16 protein-coding genes are annotated in these 22,786 nt (G+C 63.6%); 6 read left to right on the top strand and 10 right to left on the bottom strand.

Annotated features, from left to right (window positions below; genetic code table 11):
* Positions 1-81: 81 nt before the first annotated feature.
* The 3 genes from FJV80_RS09290 to FJV80_RS09280 all read left to right on the top strand — a co-directional run bounded on the left by FJV80_RS09290 (position 82) and on the right by FJV80_RS09280 (position 6,746).
* Positions 82-2,712 (top strand): caspase family protein, encoded by a 2,631-nt coding sequence (locus tag FJV80_RS09290; protein ID WP_246688936.1) that lies wholly within the window; start codon positions 82-84, stop codon positions 2,710-2,712.
* Positions 2,713-2,857: 145 nt separating this feature from the next.
* The gene (gene gyrB / locus FJV80_RS09285) at positions 2,858-5,329 is read left to right on the top strand and encodes a DNA topoisomerase (ATP-hydrolyzing) subunit B (protein WP_095771602.1); all 2,472 of its coding nucleotides are present in this window, start codon (positions 2,858-2,860) and stop codon (positions 5,327-5,329) included.
* Between the two features lie 499 nt (positions 5,330-5,828).
* Positions 5,829-6,746 (top strand): hypothetical protein, encoded by a 918-nt coding sequence (locus tag FJV80_RS09280; RefSeq protein WP_142876190.1) that lies wholly within the window; start codon positions 5,829-5,831, stop codon positions 6,744-6,746.
* 75 nt (positions 6,747-6,821) lie between these two features.
* Here the strand turns inward: FJV80_RS09280 and FJV80_RS09275 are convergent, their stop codons facing one another.
* From FJV80_RS09275 to FJV80_RS09230, 10 genes are all read right to left on the bottom strand, one after another.
* On the bottom strand, positions 6,822-8,219 hold the full coding sequence (locus FJV80_RS09275) for an NAD(P)(+) transhydrogenase (Re/Si-specific) subunit beta (protein ID WP_142876189.1): 1,398 nt from the start codon (positions 8,217-8,219) through the stop codon (positions 6,822-6,824).
* 6 nt (positions 8,220-8,225) lie between these two features.
* Positions 8,226-8,654: a proton-translocating transhydrogenase family protein gene (locus FJV80_RS09270; RefSeq protein ID WP_027023845.1), complete on the bottom strand. Its 429-nt coding sequence runs from the start codon at positions 8,652-8,654 to the stop codon at positions 8,226-8,228.
* Entirely contained in the window at positions 8,651-9,955 is a 1,305-nt protein-coding gene (locus FJV80_RS09265) for a Re/Si-specific NAD(P)(+) transhydrogenase subunit alpha (protein ID WP_142876188.1), read from the bottom strand. Before FJV80_RS09265 ends, FJV80_RS09270 begins: the two co-directional genes overlap by 4 nt.
* A gap of 87 nt (positions 9,956-10,042) precedes the next feature.
* The gene (locus FJV80_RS09260) at positions 10,043-10,267 is read right to left on the bottom strand and encodes an aa3-type cytochrome c oxidase subunit IV (RefSeq protein WP_095771597.1); all 225 of its coding nucleotides are present in this window, start codon (positions 10,265-10,267) and stop codon (positions 10,043-10,045) included.
* Positions 10,268-10,431: 164 nt separating this feature from the next.
* Positions 10,432-10,581: a DUF3096 domain-containing protein gene (locus FJV80_RS09255; RefSeq protein WP_015314280.1), complete on the bottom strand. Its 150-nt coding sequence runs from the start codon at positions 10,579-10,581 to the stop codon at positions 10,432-10,434.
* A 143-nt stretch (positions 10,582-10,724) separates the two neighbouring features.
* The gene (locus FJV80_RS09250; protein ID WP_246688935.1) at positions 10,725-11,414 is read right to left on the bottom strand and encodes a hypothetical protein; all 690 of its coding nucleotides are present in this window, start codon (positions 11,412-11,414) and stop codon (positions 10,725-10,727) included.
* Positions 11,415-11,881: 467 nt separating this feature from the next.
* Positions 11,882-14,197, bottom strand: a complete 2,316-nt coding sequence (locus FJV80_RS09245) for an EAL domain-containing protein (protein WP_142876187.1) — start codon at positions 14,195-14,197, stop codon at positions 11,882-11,884.
* Positions 14,198-14,333: 136 nt separating this feature from the next.
* A complete protein-coding gene (locus tag FJV80_RS09240; RefSeq protein ID WP_142876186.1) occupies positions 14,334-17,813 on the bottom strand; it encodes an indolepyruvate ferredoxin oxidoreductase family protein in 3,480 nt (1,159 codons plus the stop codon).
* Positions 17,814-18,031: 218 nt separating this feature from the next.
* The gene (locus FJV80_RS09235) at positions 18,032-18,565 is read right to left on the bottom strand and encodes a hypothetical protein (RefSeq protein ID WP_142876185.1); all 534 of its coding nucleotides are present in this window, start codon (positions 18,563-18,565) and stop codon (positions 18,032-18,034) included.
* Positions 18,558-19,169 (bottom strand): CGNR zinc finger domain-containing protein, encoded by a 612-nt coding sequence (locus FJV80_RS09230; protein ID WP_142876184.1) that lies wholly within the window; start codon positions 19,167-19,169, stop codon positions 18,558-18,560. The genes FJV80_RS09235 and FJV80_RS09230 overlap by 8 nt, the downstream gene beginning before the upstream one ends.
* Positions 19,170-19,312: 143 nt before the next feature.
* Between FJV80_RS09230 and FJV80_RS09225 the strand changes: the two genes are divergently transcribed.
* The 3 genes from FJV80_RS09225 to FJV80_RS09215 all read left to right on the top strand — a co-directional run bounded on the left by FJV80_RS09225 (position 19,313) and on the right by FJV80_RS09215 (position 22,777).
* A complete protein-coding gene (locus FJV80_RS09225) occupies positions 19,313-20,218 on the top strand; it encodes a branched-chain amino acid ABC transporter permease (protein ID WP_142876183.1) in 906 nt (301 codons plus the stop codon).
* Positions 20,219-20,402: 184 nt separating this feature from the next.
* Positions 20,403-20,987, top strand: a complete 585-nt coding sequence (locus FJV80_RS09220) for a TRAP transporter small permease subunit (protein WP_095771591.1) — start codon at positions 20,403-20,405, stop codon at positions 20,985-20,987.
* Complete coding sequence (locus FJV80_RS09215) at positions 20,984-22,777, top strand: TRAP transporter large permease subunit (RefSeq protein ID WP_185975167.1); 1,794 nt, start codon at positions 20,984-20,986, stop codon at positions 22,775-22,777. The genes FJV80_RS09220 and FJV80_RS09215 overlap by 4 nt, the downstream gene beginning before the upstream one ends.
* The last annotated feature ends 9 nt before the right edge of the window (positions 22,778-22,786 follow it).

Genomic DNA, 22,786 nt, shown 5'->3' with positions numbered 1-22,786 from the left:
TGTTTGGCCAAACGCGCCGGCTTGCCCGCGCCGTAAAGAGGTGGAATGGTCGGCAAGTGACTGAGCCGGGGGCGGTTCGACTTGCGCTTGCTGTTTGCCTTGCTGCTGACGATTGCGACCACCGCCACCGCGGTGGCGGAACGGCGCGTGGCGTTGGTCATGGCAGAGGACGACTATCGGCTGGTGCGGCCGCTGGCCAATCCCATCCATGACGGCGAGGCTATGGAAGCCGCGCTTAAGAAGCTCGGCTTCGAGGTCACCCTGGAAACCAACCGCGACCTTCGACGCATGCGGCGCGCGCTCGACGACTTTCGCCAGGATGCCAAGGGCGCCGATGTCGCACTGGTCTATTTCTCCGGCCATGGCGTCGAAATCTCAGGCGACAACCGGCTGCTGCCGGTCGATGCCGACGCGTCTTCGCTCGATCAACTGAACAAGACCAGTCTGCCGCTGGAGGAGGTGCGCGATGCCGTCGCCGCGACCGCCAAGGTCGGGCTGATCGTGCTCGACGCGTGCCGCAGCGATCCCTTCTCGGCAAGCAGCGGCGAAGGGCGTGGCGCGACTTCGCTGACGAAGGATGTCGCCGACAAGGTCAAGCCGGGCCTCGGCCGCGTCGGGCGTGCCGAAAACATCCTGTTCGCCTTCTCGGCCGCGCCTGGCGAGACCGCCGCCGACGGCGCTGGCCAGAACTCGCCCTTCACGACCGCGCTGACCAAATATCTCGGCACGGATGGATTGGAGATCCGCTCGGTGCTGACGCTGGTGCAGCAGGAGGTCTATGACCTGTCGCGCGGCAAGCAGTTGCCCTATGTCGAAAGCGGCCTGCCGAAATTGTTCTTTGCCGCTGCGGCCAAGGAACAGCTGCCGGAGCGCGAACGGCTGCTGCTCGCCATGGCCGACGTGACCCCGGAAATGCGCGGCGAGGTCGAACAGATCGCCAGCGACACCGATATGCCGCTGGCGCCGCTTTATGGCGCGCTGATCAGTTCCGACGCCAGCCATCTCTCCGCCGACAGCCTGAACGCCCGGCTGCGCGAGGCCGCCGACGCCTTCGTCAAGGTGCGCGGCGAAATGAAGACGCTCGCCTCCGACGATCCGCAGGTGGCGGAATTGCGCCGGCAGGCCGAGGAACAGCTTTCGCTCGGCGCCTTCGATGGTGCCCGCGCTCTTCTCGCCAAGGCCGCCGACACCGACAATGTTTCGCGCCAGGCGCTGAAGGTCAATTTCGTCGGCCGCACCCTGTCGGAGGCCGCGACGCGCTTCCTATCCGGTGGTGCGGCGCGCGCCGACCTCGACTACGCCACGGCCATCGGTGACTATGAATCGGTGCTGGCGCTCTATGGCGAGGCCGGGCAGACCTCGCTCAACCTGGAACAGGCCGATCGCCAGAGCCGCACGCTGGAGGAACTCGGAATTCTCTATGCGACGGTGGGCAATGTCGAGGCCGCCGGCCGCGCCTTTACCGCACTGTTGGCCAACCTCGAACAGCGGTCGCGTCAGGAAACCGACCCCAGCGTCAAGCGCGATCTCGCCATCAGCCACATCAAGCTCGCCAACATGAAGATGGTGCAAGGCGACCTGCCAACCTCTCTGGAGCACTATGAAGCGGCACGGGACATGCTGCAGGACCTGACCGCAAGCGTGCCGGACGAGAAAGGCTGGCTCGGGGATCTTGCCATGGCCAATGACAAGATCGGCAACGTGCTGGCAACGCAGGGCGATGTGGGTGCGGCGGCCAAGGCCTACCAGGAAAGCCTGTCGATCAAGCAGCAATTGGCCGATGCCGAGCCGAACAGCGCCTACGTGCTGCGCGACCTGACCATAACCTATGATGAAATCGGCGACCTTGCCCGGACCGCCGGGCAGTTGGACGGCGCCCAGACGGCCTTTGAAGAGAGCCTGAGAATTCGGCTTGTGCTGGCTGAGAACAAACCCGAGGACCCTGAGCGCCAGCGTGCGGTTTCCGTCAGCCACGAGAGGATCGGGGATGTACTGCGCGAGCGCGGCGACGCCGCCGGTGCGCTCGTGGCCTACAGCAAGAGCCAGGCGATCGCCGAGGAACTGGTGCGCCGTGACCCTAACGACACCGACTTGAAGCGCGACCTGTCGATCAGTTACGCCAAGATCGGCAACGCGCTCAACGACCAGGAGAACTGGCCGGCCGCGCTGGCTTCCTATCAGCAAGCGCTGGCCGTGGCGCGCGAACTTGCCGCTGATGACCCTGGCAACACCGACTGGCAGCGCGACCTGTCGGTCTGCCTGGAAAAAGTTGCCGGTGTGCTTGATGCCCAGGGCAATGTCGGCGGCGCATTGCAAAACTACCAGGATAGTCTTGCCATTGTCGACCGGCTGACCAAGCTCGATCCAGGCAATTCCGACTGGCAACGCGACCTGTCGATCACGCTCTCGGAAATCGGCATGCTGGAGACCAAGCAGCGCCACTTCGAGGGCTCCAAGAAGGCCTTCGAGGCCAGCCTCGGCATCCGCCAGAAACTGGCCCAGTCCGATCCGAACAATGCGATCTGGCAATTCGATCTGGTACAGGCCTACATCAACTATGCGTATGTGGCGAAGGATCCGAAGGCTGTGCTGACCAAGGCGCTGAACCTGACGCTGGAGCTCGACCGCACGGGTCGGCTGGCTCCAAGAGACAAACCCACGATCAAATATTTGCGCGGCCTTCTCGCCAAATTGAACGCCCGGAAAAAATAGCCGGCTGCCAGCCCGGGATTCGGCCCGGAAATGCCCGCAAACCTTGGAAAAACCGCCTTTAGCGCCTATATCTACGCTATATCAGACGCGCGATTCGGGGCCGATTTTTCGCGCTGTACAAGCGGCATCTAGACAATAGGTTTTCATGAGCGACCAGATCGAGAACACCAACGGCGCCGAAGCCGAATACGGCGCCGATTCCATCAAGGTTTTGAAGGGCTTGGACGCAGTCCGCAAACGCCCGGGCATGTATATCGGCGACACCGACGACGGTTCCGGCCTGCATCACATGGTCTACGAGGTGGTCGATAACGCCATCGACGAGGCCCTGGCAGGGCACGCCGACCTCGTCACCGTGACGCTCAACCCCGATGGTTCGGTGACGGTCATCGACAATGGCCGCGGCATTCCGACCGATATCCACACCGGCGAAGGCATTTCGGCGGCCGAAGTGATCATGACGCAGCTGCATGCCGGCGGCAAATTCGACCAGAATTCCTACAAGGTGTCGGGCGGCCTGCATGGCGTCGGCGTCTCGGTGGTCAACGCCCTTTCGGCATGGCTGAAGCTCAAGATCCGCCGCAACGGCCAGATCTTCGAAATGAGCTTCACGCACGGCAATGCCGATGCGCCGTTGAAGGCCACGGGCAGCTACGAGCAGGACAGGCAGCCCGGCACCTATGAGGGCCGCAGCGGCAGCTCGATCACCTTCTTCCCGTCGGCCGAAACCTTCACCATGGTCGAGTTCGACTTCGGCACGCTGGAGCACCGCCTGCGCGAGCTCGCCTTCCTCAATTCCGGCGTGCGCATCATACTGACCGACGCCCGCCACGCCGACGTCGTGCGGCATGAACTGCACTATGATGGCGGTCTCGAGGAGTTCGTCAAATATCTCGACCGGGTCAAGAAGCCGCTGATCGAGAAGCCGATCGCCATCAAGGCCGAGCGCGACGGCATTACCGTCGAAGTGGCGATGTGGTGGAACGACAGCTACCACGAGAACGTGCTGGCCTTCACCAACAACATCCCTCAGCGCGATGGCGGCACCCATCTGGCCGGTTTCCGTGGCGCGCTGACGCGCCAGATCACCGGTTATGGCGATTCCTCGGGCCTGACCAAGAAGGAAAAGGTCTCGCTGATCGGCGACGATTGCCGCGAAGGGCTGACGGCGGTGCTGTCGGTCAAGGTTCCCGATCCGAAATTCTCGTCGCAGACCAAGGACAAGCTGGTTTCCTCCGAGGTCCGCCCGGTGGTCGAGGGGCTGGTCAACGAGGCGCTCGGCACCTGGCTGGAAGAGCACCCGACCGAAGGCAAGGTGGTCATCGACAAGGTGATCCAGGCCGCGGCGGCGCGCGAAGCCGCGCGCAAGGCGCGCGACATCACCCGCAAGAGCTCGCTCGGCGTTACCTCCTTGCCCGGCAAACTGGCCGACTGCCAGGAGCGCGATCCGGCGAAATCCGAAATCTTCATCGTCGAGGGTGACTCGGCCGGCGGCTCGGCCAAGGGCGGCCGTTCGCGCCAGAACCAGGCCATCCTTCCCCTGCGCGGCAAGATCCTCAATGTCGAGCGGGCGCGTTTCGACCGCATGCTCGGCTCCGACATGATCGGCACGCTGATCACGGCGCTCGGCACCTCGATCGGCAAGGACGAGTTCAACGCCGACAAGCTGCGCTACCACAAGATCATCCTGATGACCGACGCCGACGTCGACGGCGCCCATATCAGAACCTTGCTGCTCACCTTCTTCTTCCGGCAGATGCCGGAGCTGATCGAGCGCGGCCATCTCTACATCGCCCAGCCACCACTCTACAAAGTGACGCGCGGCAAGAGCTCGCAATACATCAAGAATGAAAGCGCCTTCGAGGAGTTCCTGATCGAGTCCGGGCTGGAGGACGCTTCGCTGACGCTGGGCTCGGGGGAAGTGCGGACCGGGCAGGATCTGCGCGGTGCGGTCGACGATGCGCTGGCTGTGCGCCAGCTCATCAACGGCCTGCACACGCGCTATAACAGAGGCGTGGTCGAACAAGCATCGATCGCCGGCGGTCTCAACCCCGACGTCTTCAGCGATCTTGGCCGCGCCAACGCCATGGCGGAGCGGATCGCACAGCGCCTCGACATCATAGCCGAGGACACCGAGCGCGGCTGGACCGGCCGGATGTCGACCTCGAATGACGGCAGCGGCGGCTATGTCTTCGAGCGCACCGTGCGCAGCGTCAAGGAATACGCCCATCTCGACATGGGGCTGGTCAATTCGGCCGACGCCCGCCAGCTCGACCGCTACGCACAGCGCCTCAGCGAGGTCTACGGGACGCCGCCGGTGCTGCGCCGCAAGGATGTCTCCGAAACCGTCTCGGGACCGCTGGCGCTGCTCAACGCGGTCTTTGCGACCGGCCGCAAAGGGCTGACCATGCAGCGCTACAAGGGTCTCGGCGAGATGAACGCCGAGCAATTGTGGGAAACCACGCTCGACCCGAATGTACGGTCGCTGCTGCAGGTGAAGGTCAACGACGCGACCGATGCCGACAGCCTGTTCTCGCGGCTGATGGGCGACGAGGTCGAGCCACGGCGCGAATTCATCCAGGACAACGCGCTGTCGGTCGCCAATCTGGATATTTGATGCATGTCGCCCACAAACGCGGGGGCGGGTTTTTGGGGCGAACGACATGCACACGAGCTTAAAGCGCGCCGGCTGAATCCGCTTCAATGCGACGGGCTTTGAGACTGCAGCGATGCGCTGAAGAAGTCTGCCAGGGCAGCGCTCGGTGCTGATGGAACGCGGCCCGGTCAAAGCCGGGCGCATCGATGCAGATGTCGGGAGCGGTCGCGCGCCGTCGAAGCCTCGGATTTCCGCTTTTGCCCGATGCGATCCATGGGTCAAATCACAACAGGATCATTTGAGACATTGCTGCGGAGCCGCGCTCCGAATTGTTCCATCGCCGGCAAACAAAATCATTTTCTAGCCCGCCGGAACGGAAGTCCTCACGGGACATTGTGCCAACATCGATCACAATTTCCCACAGGAGGCTTTCATGGGACGTGGCATTTTGCTCTGGTTGCTCGGTATTCCGATCCCGATCATCATCCTCATCATGTTGTTCGTACGGTAGGGGGCGTTAATGCAGCCCACCGTATCGGCTATCGACCTGTCCGCTTCAGAAGAATCTTCCGCGACAGCCGTCAGCTGGGGGCCGATCGTCGCTGGCGCCTTCGCCGCCTCGACGCTGACTTTCATCCTCATGCTGCTCGGCTCCGGGCTTGGGCTCACCATGGTTTCGCCATGGTCGGGCTCCGGCGCGTCGATCACCACCTTCGCGGCGTCGACCGCGATCTGGCTGGTTATCGTGCAGTGGCTGTCCTCCGGCGTCGGCGGCTACCTTGCCGGGCGCTTGCGCACCAAATGGGTCGGCATCCACACTGACGAGGTTTATTTCCGCGACACGGCTCACGGCTTTCTTGCCTGGGCATTGGCCACGTTGCTTGTCGTCGGCGTCCTCGGCTCAGCGCTTTCCGCAGTGCTTGGCTCGGGCGTACAGGCCGTGTCCACAGCGGCGTCGGGCGCAGCCATGGGAGCATCTGCTGGTGCCGCCGGCAACGCCGGCAATGCGCCGGCCAACAGCGCGACCTCCTATCTGGTGGATTCGCTGTTTCGTCCCGCCGATCCGAGCAAGCTGGCTGCTGCCACTCCGGATGGCGATGCCGCCGCTGTAGGCCAGGCCTCGCGTATCCTCATTGCCAGCGCCGCGGCGGGCGAGATTTCGGCCGACGACAAGACCTACCTGGCGCAACTGGTCGCCGCCCGCACCGGCCTTTCCGAGGCCGACGCCAAGGCGCGTGTCGATGCGATGGTTGCCAAGGTCGAGGACGCCAAGGTCAAGGCCAAGCAGGCGGCCGATAGCGCCAGGAAGGCCAGCGCGACCTTCGCGCTGCTCGGCGCCTTGTCTCTGGTCATCGGCGCCTTCATCGCCAGTGCGGCCGCAGCGCTCGGCGGCAGGCAGCGCGACGAAGAGGAAGCGGCTTTCCTGAGCAGCCGCTAAACGCAGGCTTACGCCAGAAATCAACGAGCCCGGCTCCAGAGCCGGGCTCGTTGCTATTTCCGCCTATCGGCCGGATCAGTGATCCATGGCCTTGACGATTTCCTCGGTCATCTTCTTGGCGTCGCCGAGCAGCATCATGGTGCCGTCCTTGTAGAACAGCGTGTTGTCGATGCCGGCATAGCCGGAGCCGAGCGAACGCTTGACGAACAGGCAGGTGCGGGCCTTGTCGACGTCGAGGATCGGCATGCCGTAAATCGGCGACGACTTGTCGTCGCGGGCCGAGGGGTTGGTGACGTCGTTGGCGCCGATGACATAGGCGACATCGGTCTGCGCGAACTCCGAATTGATGTCCTCGAGCTCGAACACTTCGTCATAGGGCACGTTGGCTTCGGCCAGGAGCACATTCATGTGGCCGGGCATGCGGCCGGCGACCGGGTGGATGGCGTACTTCACGTCGACGCCGTTGGCCTTCAGCTTATCGGCCATTTCGCGCAGCGCGTGCTGTGCCTGGGCGACCGCCATGCCGTAGCCCGGCACGATGATGACCTTCTGCGCATTCATCATCAGATAGGCGGCGTCGTCGGCCGAACCCTGCTTGACCGTGCGCTCGATGCCGTCGTCGGCTGCTGCCGCCGTTTCCCCACCGAAGCCGCCGAGAATGACCGAAATGAAGCTTCGGTTCATGCCCTTGCACATGATGTAGGACAGGATCGCGCCGGACGAGCCGACTAGCGCGCCGGTGATGATCAGCGCCAGATTGCCGAGCGTGAAGCCGAGCGCGGCCGCCGCCCAGCCCGAATAGGAGTTCAGCATCGAGACGACGACCGGCATGTCGGCGCCGCCGATCGGGATGATCAAAAGGATGCCGAGCACCAGCGAAGCGGCGACGATCAGCCAGAACACCAGCTTCGATTCCGTGGTGACCAGAAGCACGATCAGCACGATGAGCGCGACGCCGAGGGCCGCGTTGATGAAGTGGCGACCGCCGATCATGATCGGTTTGCCCGACATGCGGCCGTCGAGCTTCAGGAAGGCGATGACCGAGCCGGTGAAGGTGATGGCGCCGATGGCGACGCCGAGGCTCATCTCGATCAGTGCCTGGGCGTGGATGTCGCCCGCCGTGCCGATGCCGAAGCTTTCCGGCGCATAGATGGCGGCGGCCGCGACCATGACGGCGGCGAGGCCGACCAGCGAGTGGAAGGCGGCAACCAGCTGCGGCATCGAGGTCATGGCGATGCGGCGCGCGGTGACGGCACCGACGCCGCCGCCGATGGCGAGGCCGAGGACGATGAGGCCGAAGCGGCCCGCGGACGGGGTTGCCAGCGCCAGCGTGGTCGCAATGGCAATGCCCATGCCGATCATGCCGTAGAGATTGCCCTGGCGGCTGGTGGTCGGATGCGACAGGCCGCGCAGCGCCATGATGAACAGGACGCCGGAGACGAGATAGAGGAAGGACGCGAAGTTGGCGTTCATGGCGCTCTACTTGTCCTTCTTCTTGTACATGGCCAGCATGCGCTGGGTGACGAGGAAGCCGCCGAAGATGTTGACCGAGACCAGCATCAGCGCCACGAAGCCGAAGCCGGCGGCAACGCCGGAAGCGGCGATGCCGACGGCGAGCAGCGCGCCGACGACGATGACCGACGAGATGGCGTTGGTGACGGCCATCAGCGGCGTGTGCAGCGCAGGGGTCACCGACCAGACGACATAGTAGCCGACGAAGATTGCCAGCACGAAGATGGCGAAGCGGAAGACGAAGGGATCGATGGCGCCGCCGGACAGGGCGTGCGCGGCATCACCCGCCGCCTCGGCGCCGCCTGGAGCATTGGCCAGGTTCTGCACCGCCAGCCGGACGGCCGCACTTGCCTGGTCGAGCTGGTCGAGGGCTTTCTGCAGGGTCTGATCCATCACGCGGTGCCTTTCGACTTGGGCGAGGACGACTTGGGCGAGGACGATTTGGGCGAGGACGATTTGGATGAGGCCGTCTTCCTGGGCGCGGGCTTCTTGGGCGCTGCCGAGGCATCGGCGACCATGGTCGTGGCCGGGATCGCCGCGGGTTCGACATGCGGCTGCTGGTCGGCCTTGGCGAAGGCCGGATGGACCACCTTGCCGCCATCGGTCAGCATCGTCGCCTTGACCAGTTCGTCATCGCGCTTGATGGTGAGCGTCTTGGTGGTCTTGTCGACCAGCGTCTCGAGGAAAGCGAACAGGTTCTTCGCATAGAGCAGCGATGCGGACGCGGCGACGCGGCCCGGCACGTTGAGGTGGCCGACGATCTTTACGCCATTGGCCGTAGTCACCACCTGACCCGGCTTAGCGCCCTCGACATTGCCGCCACGTTCGACGGCGAGATCGACGAGCACCGAGCCCGGCTTCATCGAGGCGACCATCGCCGCCGACACCAGCTTCGGCGCCGGCCGGCCTGGAATCAGCGCCGTGGTGATGACGATGTCCTGCTTGGCGATGTGCTCGGCGGTGAGTGCCGCCTGCTTGGCCTGGTATTCCTTGGACATTTCCTTGGCGTAGCCGCCGGCTGTTTCGGCGGCCTTGAACTCTTCGTCCTCGACGGCCAGGAACTTCGCGCCGAGCGAGGCGACCTGTTCCTTGGCGGCGGGGCGCACGTCGGTGGCGGTGACGACGGCGCCGAGGCGACGCGCCGTTGCGATCGCCTGCAGGCCGGCGACGCCGACGCCCATGATGAAGATCTTCGCCGCCGGCACCGTGCCGGCTGCCGTCATCATCATCGGCAAGGCACGGTCATATTCCGAGGCGCCGTCGATGACCGCCTGATAGCCGGCAAGATTGGCCTGGCTGGACAGCACGTCCATCGATTGCGCGCGGGTGATGCGCGGCATGAATTCCATCGAAAAGGCAGTGACACCAGCCTTTGCGAGCGCCGCGACGGCGGCATCGTTGCCGTAGGGATCCATGCTAGCGATCACGGCGGCGCCGGATTTGTAGCTCTTCAACTCGGTTTCATCAGGCCGGCGGACCTTCAGCACGACATCGGCCTTGGCAACGTCCGCAGCCTTGCCGATGACGGCACCTGCCTTGGCAAACTCTTCGTCGGGGATGCGCGACCTTGTGCCGGCGCCGGTTTCGACAATCACGTCGAAGCCCAGCCCCGCCAGCCGCTTGACCGTATCGGGCGAGGCCGCGACCCGCGGCTCGTTCGCATCAAGCTCACGAGGGATGAAAACCGTCTGTCCCACCGCATGATCCTTTCGGCTGGAACCTGTTTGCGCAAAATGTCGGCCGGATCATCCGGCGACGTCAATGGCAATGGGGTTTTGGAAGGTCTATCGCAGAATGAAGGCGCCGGCGGCCATGATCAGGATGAAGAGGATAGTCGCCGAGAAGAAACCGCCCGCGAAGAAGCCGAAGGCCATCGCGATGAGCAGCGCGCCGCAGAACAGCGATCCATATTTGGCCAGAGCGAGAAAGCCCGCATAGGTGCGGTCGTGCTCGGCATAGTCCATCTTCGCGCCCAGCTCGACAGGACCGGTCGGCGAGTGATCAGCCATAGGAATACCTCTTCGAAGACATCTTTCAGGCACATAGCGAAAAGCCGGCCCGAGAGCAATGGCGCTATTGCCGCATTGGAGCCGACAACTGCCTCAAGGGAAAATTGAAACCGCCGGCCGGTTCGGCGAAGGGCGGCTTTTGCGGCAAGCCAGCTCGATAGCCCTCAGCCAGCGAGGTGCGGGAAAAGCCCGAGCAGGCCGACGACGATCAGATAGAGCGCGACGATGTAGTTCAGCAGCCGTGGCATGATTAGGATCAGCACGCCGGCGATCAGCGAGATAAGCGGCGTGAGCGCAAGCGAGTGGATGGTCATGACCGTATTCCTTTCCACGAACAATGCGACAGGAGCCCGGGGCGAAATGCCCGTCGGGCAGGATCGCGGCGATACGCGATGGCGATGCCACTACCTATAACGGCGAAGCCGCGGGAAGGTTCAGATGCAGAGATGACGCCCGTTCAGGCAGCATCGCGGTAGTATTTCGCCGTCGGCACAATGGACAGCGGCGTCAACCGGTTGATGGCCGGATTGGCGAACATCATCCGCTGTTCCACGGCTGTCGACTTAAAGAACGGGAACCGTTCGAGCGTCTGGCGCAAGTTTTCGCCGCAGGGGATTTCGAACAGAGCGATCGGCGCAAGGACACCCGGGAACACCTTGCCTTCTGTCCTCTGAACGGCATGAAAGATACGAGCATAGTAAGCGGAATGCTCGATCTTGATCGGCGTAAGCACTGCAGTGAGCCCAAAGTAAGAGGCGGCCACCATGCCAAGCCTGAGCGTCAGAAAAGGCAGAACTCCGGGCGCGGGCGCGTTGTCGGCATCGGTTGCGAAGCGAGTCCCGTCGATGAACGTCTCTCCGCGGGCAAGCCGCTCGGCCAATATTTCCGGATAGGCGTCGACGGACGGCGAATAAGGGTGCTCTCGGGAAATGTAGTGGAGCCGTAGCGTGCTGACCAGGTGTCCATCGAAATAGACGCCGAACCGATAGGAATTCGGCAGATTGTCCCAGCGATCCTCGAACATCCCGCTGGCGATCGGGCCGCACATGCCCGACTGCAGGTAGGATTGATAGCGAAGGCGATAGATCGCCTCCAGATCCTCGCCTCCAGTGATGAGACGGTAGTCGACATGCTCAAGCAACTGCATGATCGACTGGTTCAGCGCCGACCCAGCATTGGAGCTGGCGCCAACCCGCGCATCGTTTCTCGCAACATCCATTCTCATGTCCTCGTATCCGCCTGTGAACAGGCTATTCGAGTTGAAATGAGACACAAGCTGAAAATTGGATCCCACTAATTTACCACTTGTTAACCTTAACAGCCAGAGATCCTTGGCTGCAGAGTGGTTGCTGAAGGAGCAGCTTGGACGTTCGAATCCAAGTCTGCATTCCTATGAAGGGCGCTGCAAACTCGGGCGCGAAAAACACTGGAGCGTTCCGCTTTGACAGATGCGCCGATCCAGTCAAACCTTTCGCTTATTCAAATTCGGCCAAAACTACTGCGCGCTTTGCTTTGGATTTTTTCGCCACCAAACAAATATTCTGGCTCGTACCTGTCGCACGATCCAAGCAACGCGCTTTATCAGCTTCAACTGGCAAGAACCTGCGACGAAAGCTAGCCGACTGTGCGCTTGGCGGCGAGACGCAAATCCGCGGCAAACGGCCAGGTGACGTTCGACATCGTCTCGATGCCCGACGCGCTGAGCGCTGCGCCGAACAGGAAGCCTTGGACAAGATCCGGCCTCACCGAACGCATGAGGATCTTAAGCTGCTCGAATGTTTCCACGCCTTCGATGGTGACGGTGAGTCCCAGGACACGGGTCAGGTCGACGACGCCCTTCAACAGCGCGAGCGAGCGCGGATTGTGGGTGACGTCCATCACGAACGACCGGTCGATCTTGATCTTGTCGAGTGGAAGCTTATGGAGATAGCTCAGGCTTGAATAGCCGGTGCCGAAATCGTCGAGTGCGATGCGGACGCCAAGCTGCTTCAGTTCCTCGATATACTGGCGGGTCATGGATTTGTCGTCGAGCAGCGCGGTTTCCGTGACTTCGATCTCTAGGCGGCTAGCGTCGAGGCCGGAATTAGCCAACGCATCGCGCACCTTTTGGATGACGTCGCGGCTGCGGAAATCCCTCGCCGAGAGATTGACCGAGACGCTGGTCTGGTCAGGCCATTTGGCGCATTCGGTGCAAGCTGCATGCAGCACAAAGGTGCTGATCTCGGAGATGATGCCCATCTCCTCGGCCAGCGGGATGAAGACGCCGGGTGAGATCGGTCCGAGATCGGGATGGTCCCAGCGGCACAGCGCCTCGCAGCTGGCGATGCGCATGGTGTCCATCGCAACGATCGGCTGGTAGACGACCCGCAGGTTCTTGGTTTCCACCGCGCTGCGGAGATCCGCCTTCATCAGCTGCCGGTTGCGGAAGGCGGCGTCCATTGCCGCCTCGAACAGCCGCCAGCCGTTCTTGCCAAGCTCCTTGGCCTTGTAGAGCGCGAGGTCTGCCTTGACGATCATGGCATCGACATCGGTTTCCGCGACCTTGGACAGAACCGCGCCGGCGCTGGCCTGGATCCGCAATCCATGCCCGGCGACGTCCACCTCGCCCTGCAATGCCGCGAAGATCTCGTCGATCTGCATGGTCAGATGGCTCTCATCCTCGATGCGGTCGAAGAAGACCATGAATTCGTCGCCGCCGAAACGGCTGACGGTGATGCCTTGCCCGGCAACGGCAGCGAGACGCTCGGCGACCGCGTAGATCAAACCGTCGCCGATCGGATGGCCGAGCGTGTCATTGACACTCTTGAAATCGTCGAGGTCGATCACGGCGAGGCCGCACAGGCGATCCCGGTCCCCGGAGGCCATCAGCTCGCCGACCAGTTCGTGGAAATAGGCGCGGTTGGGAAGGCCGGTGAGATTGTCGTAGCGCGCCATGAAGCGGATCTTTTCCTCCGCTTCGACGCGCGCCGTGACATCCTCGAAGGTGATCACGCCGAGTTCCTGGCTGCCTTCGCGCGCGGAGAATTCGTAATGCTGGCCGTTGGCGAGCGAAACAAGCACCTTGCGGTCCCTGCCCTCGCGCAGGGCGCGCGTCAGCTGCGCCTCGACGTAGCGGCAGTCCTTCGGCGCCAGCATGCCGCCGGCGACGCCGCGCATCAGAAGGCCGTGAATGGAGCGCCCGAGCAGCGCGTCGGCCGATTTCAGCGACATCAGGTGGGCGGCCTCGGCGTTGGCGACCGCGACGCGCCCGTCAGGGCCGAGCATGACCAGGCCGTGCGACATGGTGTTGAGCGCGCGATCGAACTTGCGCGTTATGCTTTTCGCCTGCTTGTGGCCGATGACCGCGGAAAACAGCACATTGCGAACATGGTCGGCGCTGTTGATGGTAATGAACGTCATCGGGAAGATCATCAGACCGAGGACGACGGACGGGGCATCCAGACGCAGCAGGAGCGCCAGCGCCGCCGGACCGATGAAGGTTACCGAAAAAATCCGCACCATGCGCGGAGACCCGTAATTACGGGCGACAACCGTGACCAGGGTCGCCAGGGTCAGCGACATCGCCGCCAGTTCGGCGAATGGGTCGGGATACACATAGATCGACACGAAGCACAGCGCACCCAATCCGAGGCCCTGCAAGCAGCCCTTGAGGATGTAACTGCGCTCCAATCGGTGTGCGTGTTCGACGTCGGCAATCACGCCGCCCGTCCTCAGGAAGCTGCGAATACCGAAATAACGCAGAAGGCTGATCGGCAGCAGAACAAAAGAAAAGGCGAGAAACAACGGATTTTGCGTGCGCAGATAAATCATGAATCCGAGGATCCAGTAGCACACGCCACCGATCACCAACATGTGCGCGTTGTCGAACAACGACCGCACAAATTGGATATAGACATCCGCGGGGATGCTTTCGGTCTTTGTTTTGCCCATATGATCGGCCCAACGCTAAGCCTTGTCATGCCACAACCGCCTTAAGAAAGGCTTAGACAGAGCTTAAGCTACGGCTTCGGCCCGCCCGCAGCGGCAAGAGGAACCTCGCAGCAGGCTTCGGGCGTTGGCGGAGGAATCACTCAGCGGCACTGAGGACCGGTACCGGCATGGTTTGGGTCAGTCGCTCGACCAGTCTTCGACGCTCGCCCGCGGCCTTTTCCGCGCTGGCCTGCCGGACATGGCCATAACCACGGATGAGCGCGGGAACCGAAACCAGTGCGACCGCCGCCTCGGCCTTGCCCGGCGCCAGCGACCTGGCGGCGAGTTCAAGATCGCCTTCATACTGCGCCAAAAGCTGCCGTTCCATGCGCCTTTCGGCACTATAGCCGAACAGGTCGAAAGCGGTGCCGCGCAGCCCCTTCAGCGCCGCCAGCAGGCGGAAACCCTTCATCATCCAGGGGCCGAAGCTCGACTTCCTCGGTTTGCCGTCATTGCCGCGACGACCCATGATCGGCGGGGCGAGGTGGAATTCGAGTTTTTCATAGCTCTGGAACTGCTTGCCAAGCTCGGCGGCAAAGGAGCCGTCGGTGTAGAGCCGCGCCACCTCGTACTCGTCCTTGATCGCCATCAGCTTGAACAGGTTCCTGGCCGCCGCCTCGGTCACGGCGGTCGAGCCGGGCACGGCCCTGGCCTCGGCGGCGCGCAGCAGCGCCAGCCTGTCGGCATAGCGCTTGCCATAGGCGGTGTTCTGGTAGGCCGTCAGGAAGGCGACACGCCGGGCAATGATCTCGTCCAGCGTCTGCGCGACCGGGGTTGTTTGTCCCGCCTTGCCCGGCTGGGCGACGAGGCCACGCACGAAATCCGGCTGGTGCGCCGCGCGGCGGCCCCAGCGGAAGGCGGCGATGTTCATCGCCACCGCTTCGCCGTTGAGCTCGATCGCCCTCTCGACAGCCTCGGCCGACAGCGGCAGGCCGCCATGCTGGAAGGCGAAACCGAGCATGAACATGTTGGCGCCGAGCGAATTGCCGAACAGCGCCGTGGCGGTGCGGGTGGCGTCGAAGAAATGCGCCTTGTCGTCGCCGGCGGCGGTGCGGATCGCCTTCTTCAGACGCTCAATCGGCAAAGAGAAATCCGCCGAGCGGGCAAACTCGCCGGGCATGATCTCGGCGGTGTTGGCGAGGAAGATCGTATGGCCCTCGCGCACCGCGCTCAGCACCTTCTTGGCGCCCGACACGACGAGGTCGCAGCCAAGCACGAGGTCGGCCTTGCCCGCCGAGACGCGGATGGCATGGATGTCGTCCGGCGTGCGGGCGATGCGGACATGGGTGAACACCGAGCCGCCCTTCTGGGCCAGGCCGGCCATGTCGATCATGCCGCAGCCCTTGTCCTCGAGATGGGCCGCCATGCCGAGCACGGCGCCGACGGTGACGACGCCGGTGCCGCCGACGCCGTCGATGATCGCCGCCCAGCCTTGCTCGCCAAGCGGGAACTCGTCCGGTGTCGGCACGCCGTCAAGCGGATCGGTCTTGCCGGCAAGGCCTTCGGCCTTGCGGATCTTGGCGCCGTGGACGGTGACGAAGGACGGGCAGAAGCCGTTGACGCAGGAGAAGTCCTTGTTGCAGCTCGACTGGTCGATCTTGCGCTTGCGGCCGAATTCGGTCTCGACCGGCTGGATCGAGACGCAGTTCGACTGCACGCCGCAATCGCCGCAGCCTTCGCAGACCAGCTCGTTGATGAAGACGCGCTTGTCGGGATCGGGAAAGATGCCGCGCTTGCGCCGCCGGCGTTTTTCGGCGGCACAGGTCTGGTCGTAGAGCAGGATCGACACGCCCTTGACGTCGCGCAGCTCGCGCTGGACCAGATCGAGATCGTCGCGGTGATGGATGGTGGCGCCGGCCGGGAATTCGACCTTGCCGGCATATTTGTCGGGCTCGTCGGTGACGATGGCGATGCGGTCGACACCTTCTGCCCGCACCTGCCTGGCGATCATGTCCACCGTCAGGCCGCCTTCATGCGGCTGGCCGCCGGTCATGGCCACCGCATCGTTGTAGAGGATCTTGTAGGTGATGTTGGCTTCGCTCGACAAAGCGAAGCGGATCGCCAGCGTGCCGGAATGATTGTAGGTGCCGTCGCCGAGATTCTGGAAGATGTGGCCGCGCTTCGAGAACGGCGCCTGGCCAACCCATTGCGCGCCCTCGCCGCCCATGGCGGTGAAGCCCAGCGTGTTGCGGTCCATCCAAAGCGCCATGAAATGGCAGCCGATGCCGGCGGCGGCGATCGAACCGTCCGGCACCTTGGTCGAGGAATTGTGCGGACAGCCCGAGCAGAAGAAGGGCGTGCGCGAACCGATGTCGGTGGCGTCCGCCAGCATCGCCTGGAATTGGCGCAGCTTGCCGACCCGCGCCGAGATCTCCTCCGAGGGGCCGATGGTCTTGACGATCCTCTCGCCAAGGGCAATGGCGATCTCGTTGGGATCAAGCGCGCCCTTGGCCGGAAACAGCCAGTCGCCGCGCTCGTCCTTCTTGCCGACGATGACCGGCTGCGAGGCGGTGCCGTAGAGGCTTTCGCGCAGCTGCACCTCGATCAGCGAACGCTTCTCCTCGACGACGACGATGGTGTCGAGGCCGCGGGCAAACTCGGCGATGTGATGCAGGTCGAGCGGCCAGGGGCAGCCGACCTTGAACAGCCGCACGCCGATGCGGTTTGCGGCGGCCTCGTCGATGCCGATATCCTCCAGCGCCTGGCGGACATCGAGATAGCTCTTGCCCAGCGTGATGATGCCGAGCTTGGGGCTGCGGCCGCCCGAATAGACGATGCGGTTCAGCCCGTTGGCATGGATGAAGGCGGAGGCCGCGGCACGCTTGTATTCGTGCAGCCGCTCCTCCTGGCCCAGCATGTCGATCTCGTGGCGGATGTTGAGGCCGCCCGGCGGCATGTCGAACTCCGGCACGACGATGTTCAAGCGCTCGAGCGAGGCATCGACCGAGGCCGTCGATTCGATATTGTCCTTGACACATTTGATCGCCGCCCAGGTGCCGGCGAAACGCGACATGGCAAAGCCGTACAGCCCGTAGTCGATGATCTCCTGGACACCGGCCGGGTTGAGGATCGGCACCATGGTGTCGACGAAGAGGAATTCGGTGGCGTGCGCGTTGGTCGAGGATTCGGCCATATGGTCGTCGCCCATGAGCGCAAGTACGCCGCCATGCTTGGACGAGCCGGCGAGATTGGCGTGACGGAACACGTCGCCCGAACGATCGACGCCCGGGCCCTTGCCGTACCAGACGGAAAAGACGCCATCATGGGTGCCCTCGCCCAGCAGCTCCGTCTGCTGCGATCCCCAACAGGCGGTGGCGGCGAGCTCCTCGTTGAGGCCTGGCTGAAAGACGATGTCGGCCCCGGCGAGCTGCTTCTTCGCCTTCCACAGCTGCATGTCGAGGCCGCCGAGCGGCGAGCCGCGATAGCCGGAGACGAAGCCGGCCGTGTTCAGGCCAGCGCGGCGGTCGCGCTCGCGCTGCATCAGGAGCATGCGGATGACCGCCTGCGCGCCGGACAGGAAGATGCGCTCCTTCCCGAGGTCGAACTTGTCGTCGAGCGCGACATCATGCAGCGTCATCAGGCATTTCCTCTGCGAAGGCCGCGCGGGGGCAGGCAGCCAACGTCGGGGTCGGATGACGCATCCTTTCTCCCCTTGCAAGTGAGGTCAAACAAAATCGCAGGGGCCAGGCAACGCGCAACAAACAGTCCGGCGGGCGCAGGAGCGCGCATGAAACCGCACGCCGAGAGTGCTCGGCGCACGAAAACTCCGGCCGGAATCGATGCCGTCGGAAGGTGTCAGCCGGCTTTCGAGCAGTCCGGCTTCGGCTCGCCGGGCAGCTTGCCGTCGGGATGGCCGGCGAGGTCGGGATTGGCCGTATAGAGCTGGTCAATGACCAGCGGCCGGTCGGGCAGGATCGACTGGTCTTCCGTCGACATCAGCGTGGTGTCGATCTTCTGCAGGACCGCGCCGTCGGGTCCCTTGATGCTGATGGCGATGGCATAGGGCTTGTTCTTGACGATGCATGTCAACGCCGGGCTCTCCAGGCTGACTTTGTCGAGCTTCGGCCAGACCTTCTGCTCGACCACCAAGGGCGCACCGCCGGCCGGGTTCTGGAAGGTGGCAACCGCCACCTGGCCCTCGCCCATCGGCTGCAAAGGCCGTAGCGTCACGACATAGGTCGCCCGTGCGAGACGGTAGTTGAAGACGAATATCTTGCCGGAAACCTCGAACAGCTTGCCCTCGCCGCCGGTGTCGCGGCAGGCGCCGAGGGTCGCTGCGGCAATCAACATGGCGCCGGCAACGAGCGCGCGTGAAAATCCTCTAGGCATCCTTGACCTCATGGGCCGCCATGCGGCGGCGGCGATAGTGACGACTTGCCTTCTGCCGGTTGCCGCACACCGCCATGTCACACCAAAGCCGGCTGGAATTGCGGCTTCTGTCGACGAACAGCCAGGTGCAGTTGGGGCAGATCCTGAGCCGCGCGACCGTGTCGTCGCGCAGCAGCGAAAGGGCCGAGACCGCCAGCGCCGCCTCGAAGGGGATCGGCACACGGGGATCGCCGAACGGCCTTCCCGGTGCGCCGATCTCGGTCCGGCTGCCGGCCAGGCCTTCGGCACAGGCGCGCAGGAAATCGGGCAAGTCGGCGGTGGCGACCGCGCCATTCGACACCGCGCCGCGAAACAGCCGGTCGGTCGTCTCGCGGATCGACAGCACGACGGGTGCGATTGCCGTCGGCGAAGACACGGCAAGCCGCCGGTCGCCGAGTTCGGCGGCGCGAAAGGCGCTGGCCGCGTCGGCGAAGCGGGCGATTTCGGCCGGATCATCGAAGCGGTCGAACGTGCGCTTCGGATCGCCGCGCAGCACGACGGTGTTCGCCGTATCGAGCGCAAGCAGGCCGCCGGTGAAGCGGTGCGGGGTCCAGGCGACTGTCATGCCGCAAAATCTAACCAATAAATCGCGTTTGACAAGTTAGATTCGGCGATGCAAACCTCTTCTGCGCAGGGTATCGTCGCCTTTGTCTCGAGCATTCCGTCGTCCTAACCGCTGTCGGCGAGATGCTTCAGGTGTTGTTGAGCATGCTCTATTTCTTCCAGCAGGTCCTGAACGGGCTGCATTCCGGCGCGCTCTACGCGCTGCTCGCCTTCGGCTACGTGCTGATCAACGGCATCCTGCACCGCACCAACTTGGCCTATGGCGCGCTGTTCGCCTTCAGCGGCCAGGCAATGATCCTGAGCGTCGCCTTCGGCTACCAGGTGCTGTGGCTGACGCTGTTGGCGTCGGTGCTGTTCGGCGTCGTCGCGGCATTCCTCTATGCCGCGCTGATCAGCCATGTCCTGTCGCGCAGCGTCTTCGAACCGTTGGCCGACCGCACGCCCAACGCCATCGTGGTGACGACGCTCGGCATCCTGATCGTCCTGTCGGAAGCTAGCCGCATCGCCGCCGATACGCATGATCTGTGGCTGCCGCCAATGCTGGCACAGCCCATCGTCTTTGCCGAAGGCGCCGGCTTCAAGGCGACGCTGACGCTGATCCAGGTGCTCGACTGCGTGGTGGTGCTGGCGGCTGTCGCACTCGCCACATCGGCGTTTGCACGCTCCGGCTTCGGCCGGCGCTGGCGCGCCGTCTCCGACGACCCGCGCGCCGCCGCGCTGTGCGGCGTCGACGTTCGCGGCGTGTTCCGGAACGCCGTGCTGCTCGGCGGCTTCTGCGCCGCGCTGGCCGGCGTCATGGCCAGCCTCTACTACGGCAATGTCAGCTTCGGTTCCGGTCTCGTCTACGGCCTGAAGATCCTGTTCGTGACAGCGGTCGGCGGCTATCTCTCGCCGCCACGGGCGGCTCTGGGTGCCGCCGCCTTCGGCATGGCCGAATCACTGTGGGCCGGTTATTTCCCGATCGAATGGCGCGATGCGTGGATGTATCTGTTCCTGGTGGCCATGCTGATCCTGATCGGCGCCGGCCGCGACACCGGCAAGGTCGTCTGAACCATCAGACTTTGGTTGCATGGCGCCGGGGCAGACCGCCAGTCTCCGCCCCTCGCTTTCAGTTGATGCTGTTTTGTTGCTCCCATCCTTGTTGACCCGTCAGTCCACGCGCGGCATACCGTTGGACCAAGCGGCGTGACGGAATAAGGGGAGCCGACACGCCTCCGACAAAAGGGAGGAATGCATGGCAGGGCTTCTCGCTCTATCCAGGGTGATCGATCGCGCCAACGAATTCATCGGCAAATCGGTATCCTGGCTGATCCTGCTAGCGATCCTGGTGAGCGCGGCCAACGCCGTCATCCGCAAGATCTTCGACATATCGTCGAATGCCTGGCTGGAGCTGCAATGGTATTTGTTCGGCGCCGCCTTCATGCTGGCCGCCGCCTATACGCTGAAGCAGAACGACCATATCCGCATCGATGTCGTCTACGGCCTGTTTTCACGCCGCGTGCAGCACTGGATCGACCTTCTCGGCCATCTCATCTTCCTGATGCCGTTCGTGACGCTGATGGTCATCTATTTCGTTCCCTACGTCTCGCTGTCGTTTCGCAGCGGCGAGATGTCCAACAATTCCGGCGGGCTTATCATCTGGCCGGCCAAGGCCATCCTGCTGGTCGGCTTTTTCCTGCTGGCCCTGCAGGGCATCTCCGAAATCATCAAGAAGATCGCCATCATGCGCGGCGACATGGACGACCCCAATCCGTTCATATCGGCACATGAGCAAGCCGAACTCGAAGCCAAGGCACTGGCCGACGAGGTGCGCTCATGATGGAATTCATCGCCCAGAACATGGCGCCGATCATGTTCGCCTCGCTGATCATCTTCCTGCTGATCGGCTACCCAGTGGCCTTCTCGTTGGCCGCCAACGGCTTGATGTTTTTCTTCATCGGCGTGCTCCTCTCGCCCTATTCTGGTGGATCGATCAATCTCGCCTGGCCGCTTCTGCACGCACTGCCGGATAATTTCTACGGCAGCAGGGTGATGTCTAACGACACGCTGCTGGCCATTCCGTTCTTCACCTTCATGGGCATCGTGCTCGAACGATCTGGCATGGCCGAGGATCTGCTCGACACGATCGGCCAGTTGTTCGGTCCGATCCGCGGCGGCCTCGCCTATGCGGTGATCTTCGTCGGCGCGCTGCTGGCGGCGACCACCGGCGTGGTGGCGGCATCCGTCATTGCCATGGGTCTGATCTCGCTGCCGATCATGTTGCGCTACGGCTACGACCGGCGGCTGGCTGCCGGTGTTATCGCGGCATCCGGCACGCTGGCCCAGATCATCCCGCCATCACTGGTGCTGATCGTGCTTGCCGACCAGCTCGGCCGCTCGGTCGGCGACATGTACGCCGGCGCACTGATCCCGGGCATGGTGCTGACCGGCCTCTACGCGCTTTACGTCCTCATCGTATCGATCTTCCGGCCGAAAATGGTGCCGGCGCTGCCGCTCGAAGCACGCACGCTTGGCCACGGTGTTCTGTCGCTGCTGGTGGCGCTGGTGGTGGCGGTGGCCATCTCCTATGCCGCGTATCGCTATCTCGCGCCAGCTCATGGCGACAATGCCGACATTCTCGGCGCCACCGTAGGGGTGCTCTTCATCTACATCGTGGCGATTGCCGACAAACGCCTGAACTTCAACATGATGTCCAGGCTGGCGCAGCAGGTGGTCATCGTGCTGATCCCGCCGCTGGCACTGATCTTCCTGGTGCTTGGCACCATCTTCCTCGGCATCGCCACCCCGACCGAGGGCGGTGCCATGGGCTCTGTCGGCGCGTTGATCATGGCGGCGGCAAAAGGCCGGCTGTCGCTGGACGTGATCAAGCAGGCATTGACCTCGACGACGCGGCTGTCGTCCTTCGTGCTGTTCATCCTGATCGGCGCGCGCGTGTTCTCGCTGACCTTCTACGGCGTCAACGGCCACATCTGGGTCGAACACCTTTTGATCTCGCTGCCGGGCGGCGAAGTCGGCTTCCTGATCGGCGTCAACATCCTCGTCTTCTTCCTGGCCTTCTTCCTGGATTTCTTCGAACTGGCCTTCATCATCGTGCCGCTGCTGGCGCCGGCGGCAGACAAGCTCGGCATCGACCTGATCTGGTTCGGCGTGCTGCTCGGCGTCAACATGCAGACCAGCTTCATGCATCCGCCCTTCGGCTTCGCGCTGTTCTACCTGCGCTCGGTCGCCGCGCGCGTGCCCTATCTCGACCGCCTTACCGGCAAGAAGATCGCGCCGGTGACGACCGGCCAGATCTATTGGGGCGCGGTGCCCTTCGTGCTGATCCAGGTGGTGATGATCGGACTGACCATCGCCTTCCCGCAAATGGTGATGCGCTACAAGGGCACGGTGATCGATCCGGGCACGATCGACTACAAGGTGCCGGAGGTGCCCGGCCTGTCGCCGCTCGGTACACCGCCGGCTGGTGGCACGGCCCCTGCCAATGGCGGCAGCGCACCGGCCGCGCCCGGCGCGCCGGACCTGTCGCAACCGCCGAGTTTCGGCGATGCGCCGCCGGCCAAGCCGGCGGCGCCGGCGCCGGACCTTTCGCAGCCGCCGAGCTTCAATTGATGGGGACGG

Source organism: Mesorhizobium sp. WSM4310, assembly GCF_007003935.1.
Classification (GTDB): Bacteria; Pseudomonadota; Alphaproteobacteria; order Rhizobiales; family Rhizobiaceae; genus Mesorhizobium.
Note: the sequence above shows the minus strand (reverse complement) of the source record. Positions and strands in the feature narration are given on the sequence as shown.

Bases quoted from the DNA above. Each gene is read 5' to 3' on its own strand.
- gyrB (WP_095771602.1), top strand. From the start codon at position 2,858: ATGAGCGACCAGATCGAGAACACCAACGGCGCCGAAGCCGAATACGGC.
- FJV80_RS09280 (WP_142876190.1), top strand. From the start codon at position 5,829: ATGCAGCCCACCGTATCGGCTATCGACCTGTCCGCTTCAGAAGAATCT.
- FJV80_RS09275 (WP_142876189.1), bottom strand. From the start codon at position 8,219: ATGAACGCCAACTTCGCGTCCTTCCTCTATCTCGTCTCCGGCGTCCTG.
- FJV80_RS09260 (WP_095771597.1), bottom strand. From the start codon at position 10,267: ATGGCTGATCACTCGCCGACCGGTCCTGTCGAGCTGGGCGCGAAGATG.
- FJV80_RS09255 (WP_015314280.1), bottom strand. From the start codon at position 10,581: ATGACCATCCACTCGCTTGCGCTCACGCCGCTTATCTCGCTGATCGCC.
- FJV80_RS09250 (WP_246688935.1), bottom strand. From the start codon at position 11,414: ATGCAGTTGCTTGAGCATGTCGACTACCGTCTCATCACTGGAGGCGAG.
- FJV80_RS09245 (WP_142876187.1), bottom strand. From the start codon at position 14,197: ATGGGCAAAACAAAGACCGAAAGCATCCCCGCGGATGTCTATATCCAA.
- FJV80_RS09240 (WP_142876186.1), bottom strand. From the start codon at position 17,813: ATGACGCTGCATGATGTCGCGCTCGACGACAAGTTCGACCTCGGGAAG.
- FJV80_RS09235 (WP_142876185.1), bottom strand. From the start codon at position 18,565: ATGCCTAGAGGATTTTCACGCGCGCTCGTTGCCGGCGCCATGTTGATT.
- FJV80_RS09230 (WP_142876184.1), bottom strand. From the start codon at position 19,169: ATGACAGTCGCCTGGACCCCGCACCGCTTCACCGGCGGCCTGCTTGCG.
- FJV80_RS09225 (WP_142876183.1), top strand. From the start codon at position 19,313: ATGCTCTATTTCTTCCAGCAGGTCCTGAACGGGCTGCATTCCGGCGCG.
- FJV80_RS09220 (WP_095771591.1), top strand. From the start codon at position 20,403: ATGGCAGGGCTTCTCGCTCTATCCAGGGTGATCGATCGCGCCAACGAA.
- FJV80_RS09215 (WP_185975167.1), top strand. From the start codon at position 20,984: ATGATGGAATTCATCGCCCAGAACATGGCGCCGATCATGTTCGCCTCG.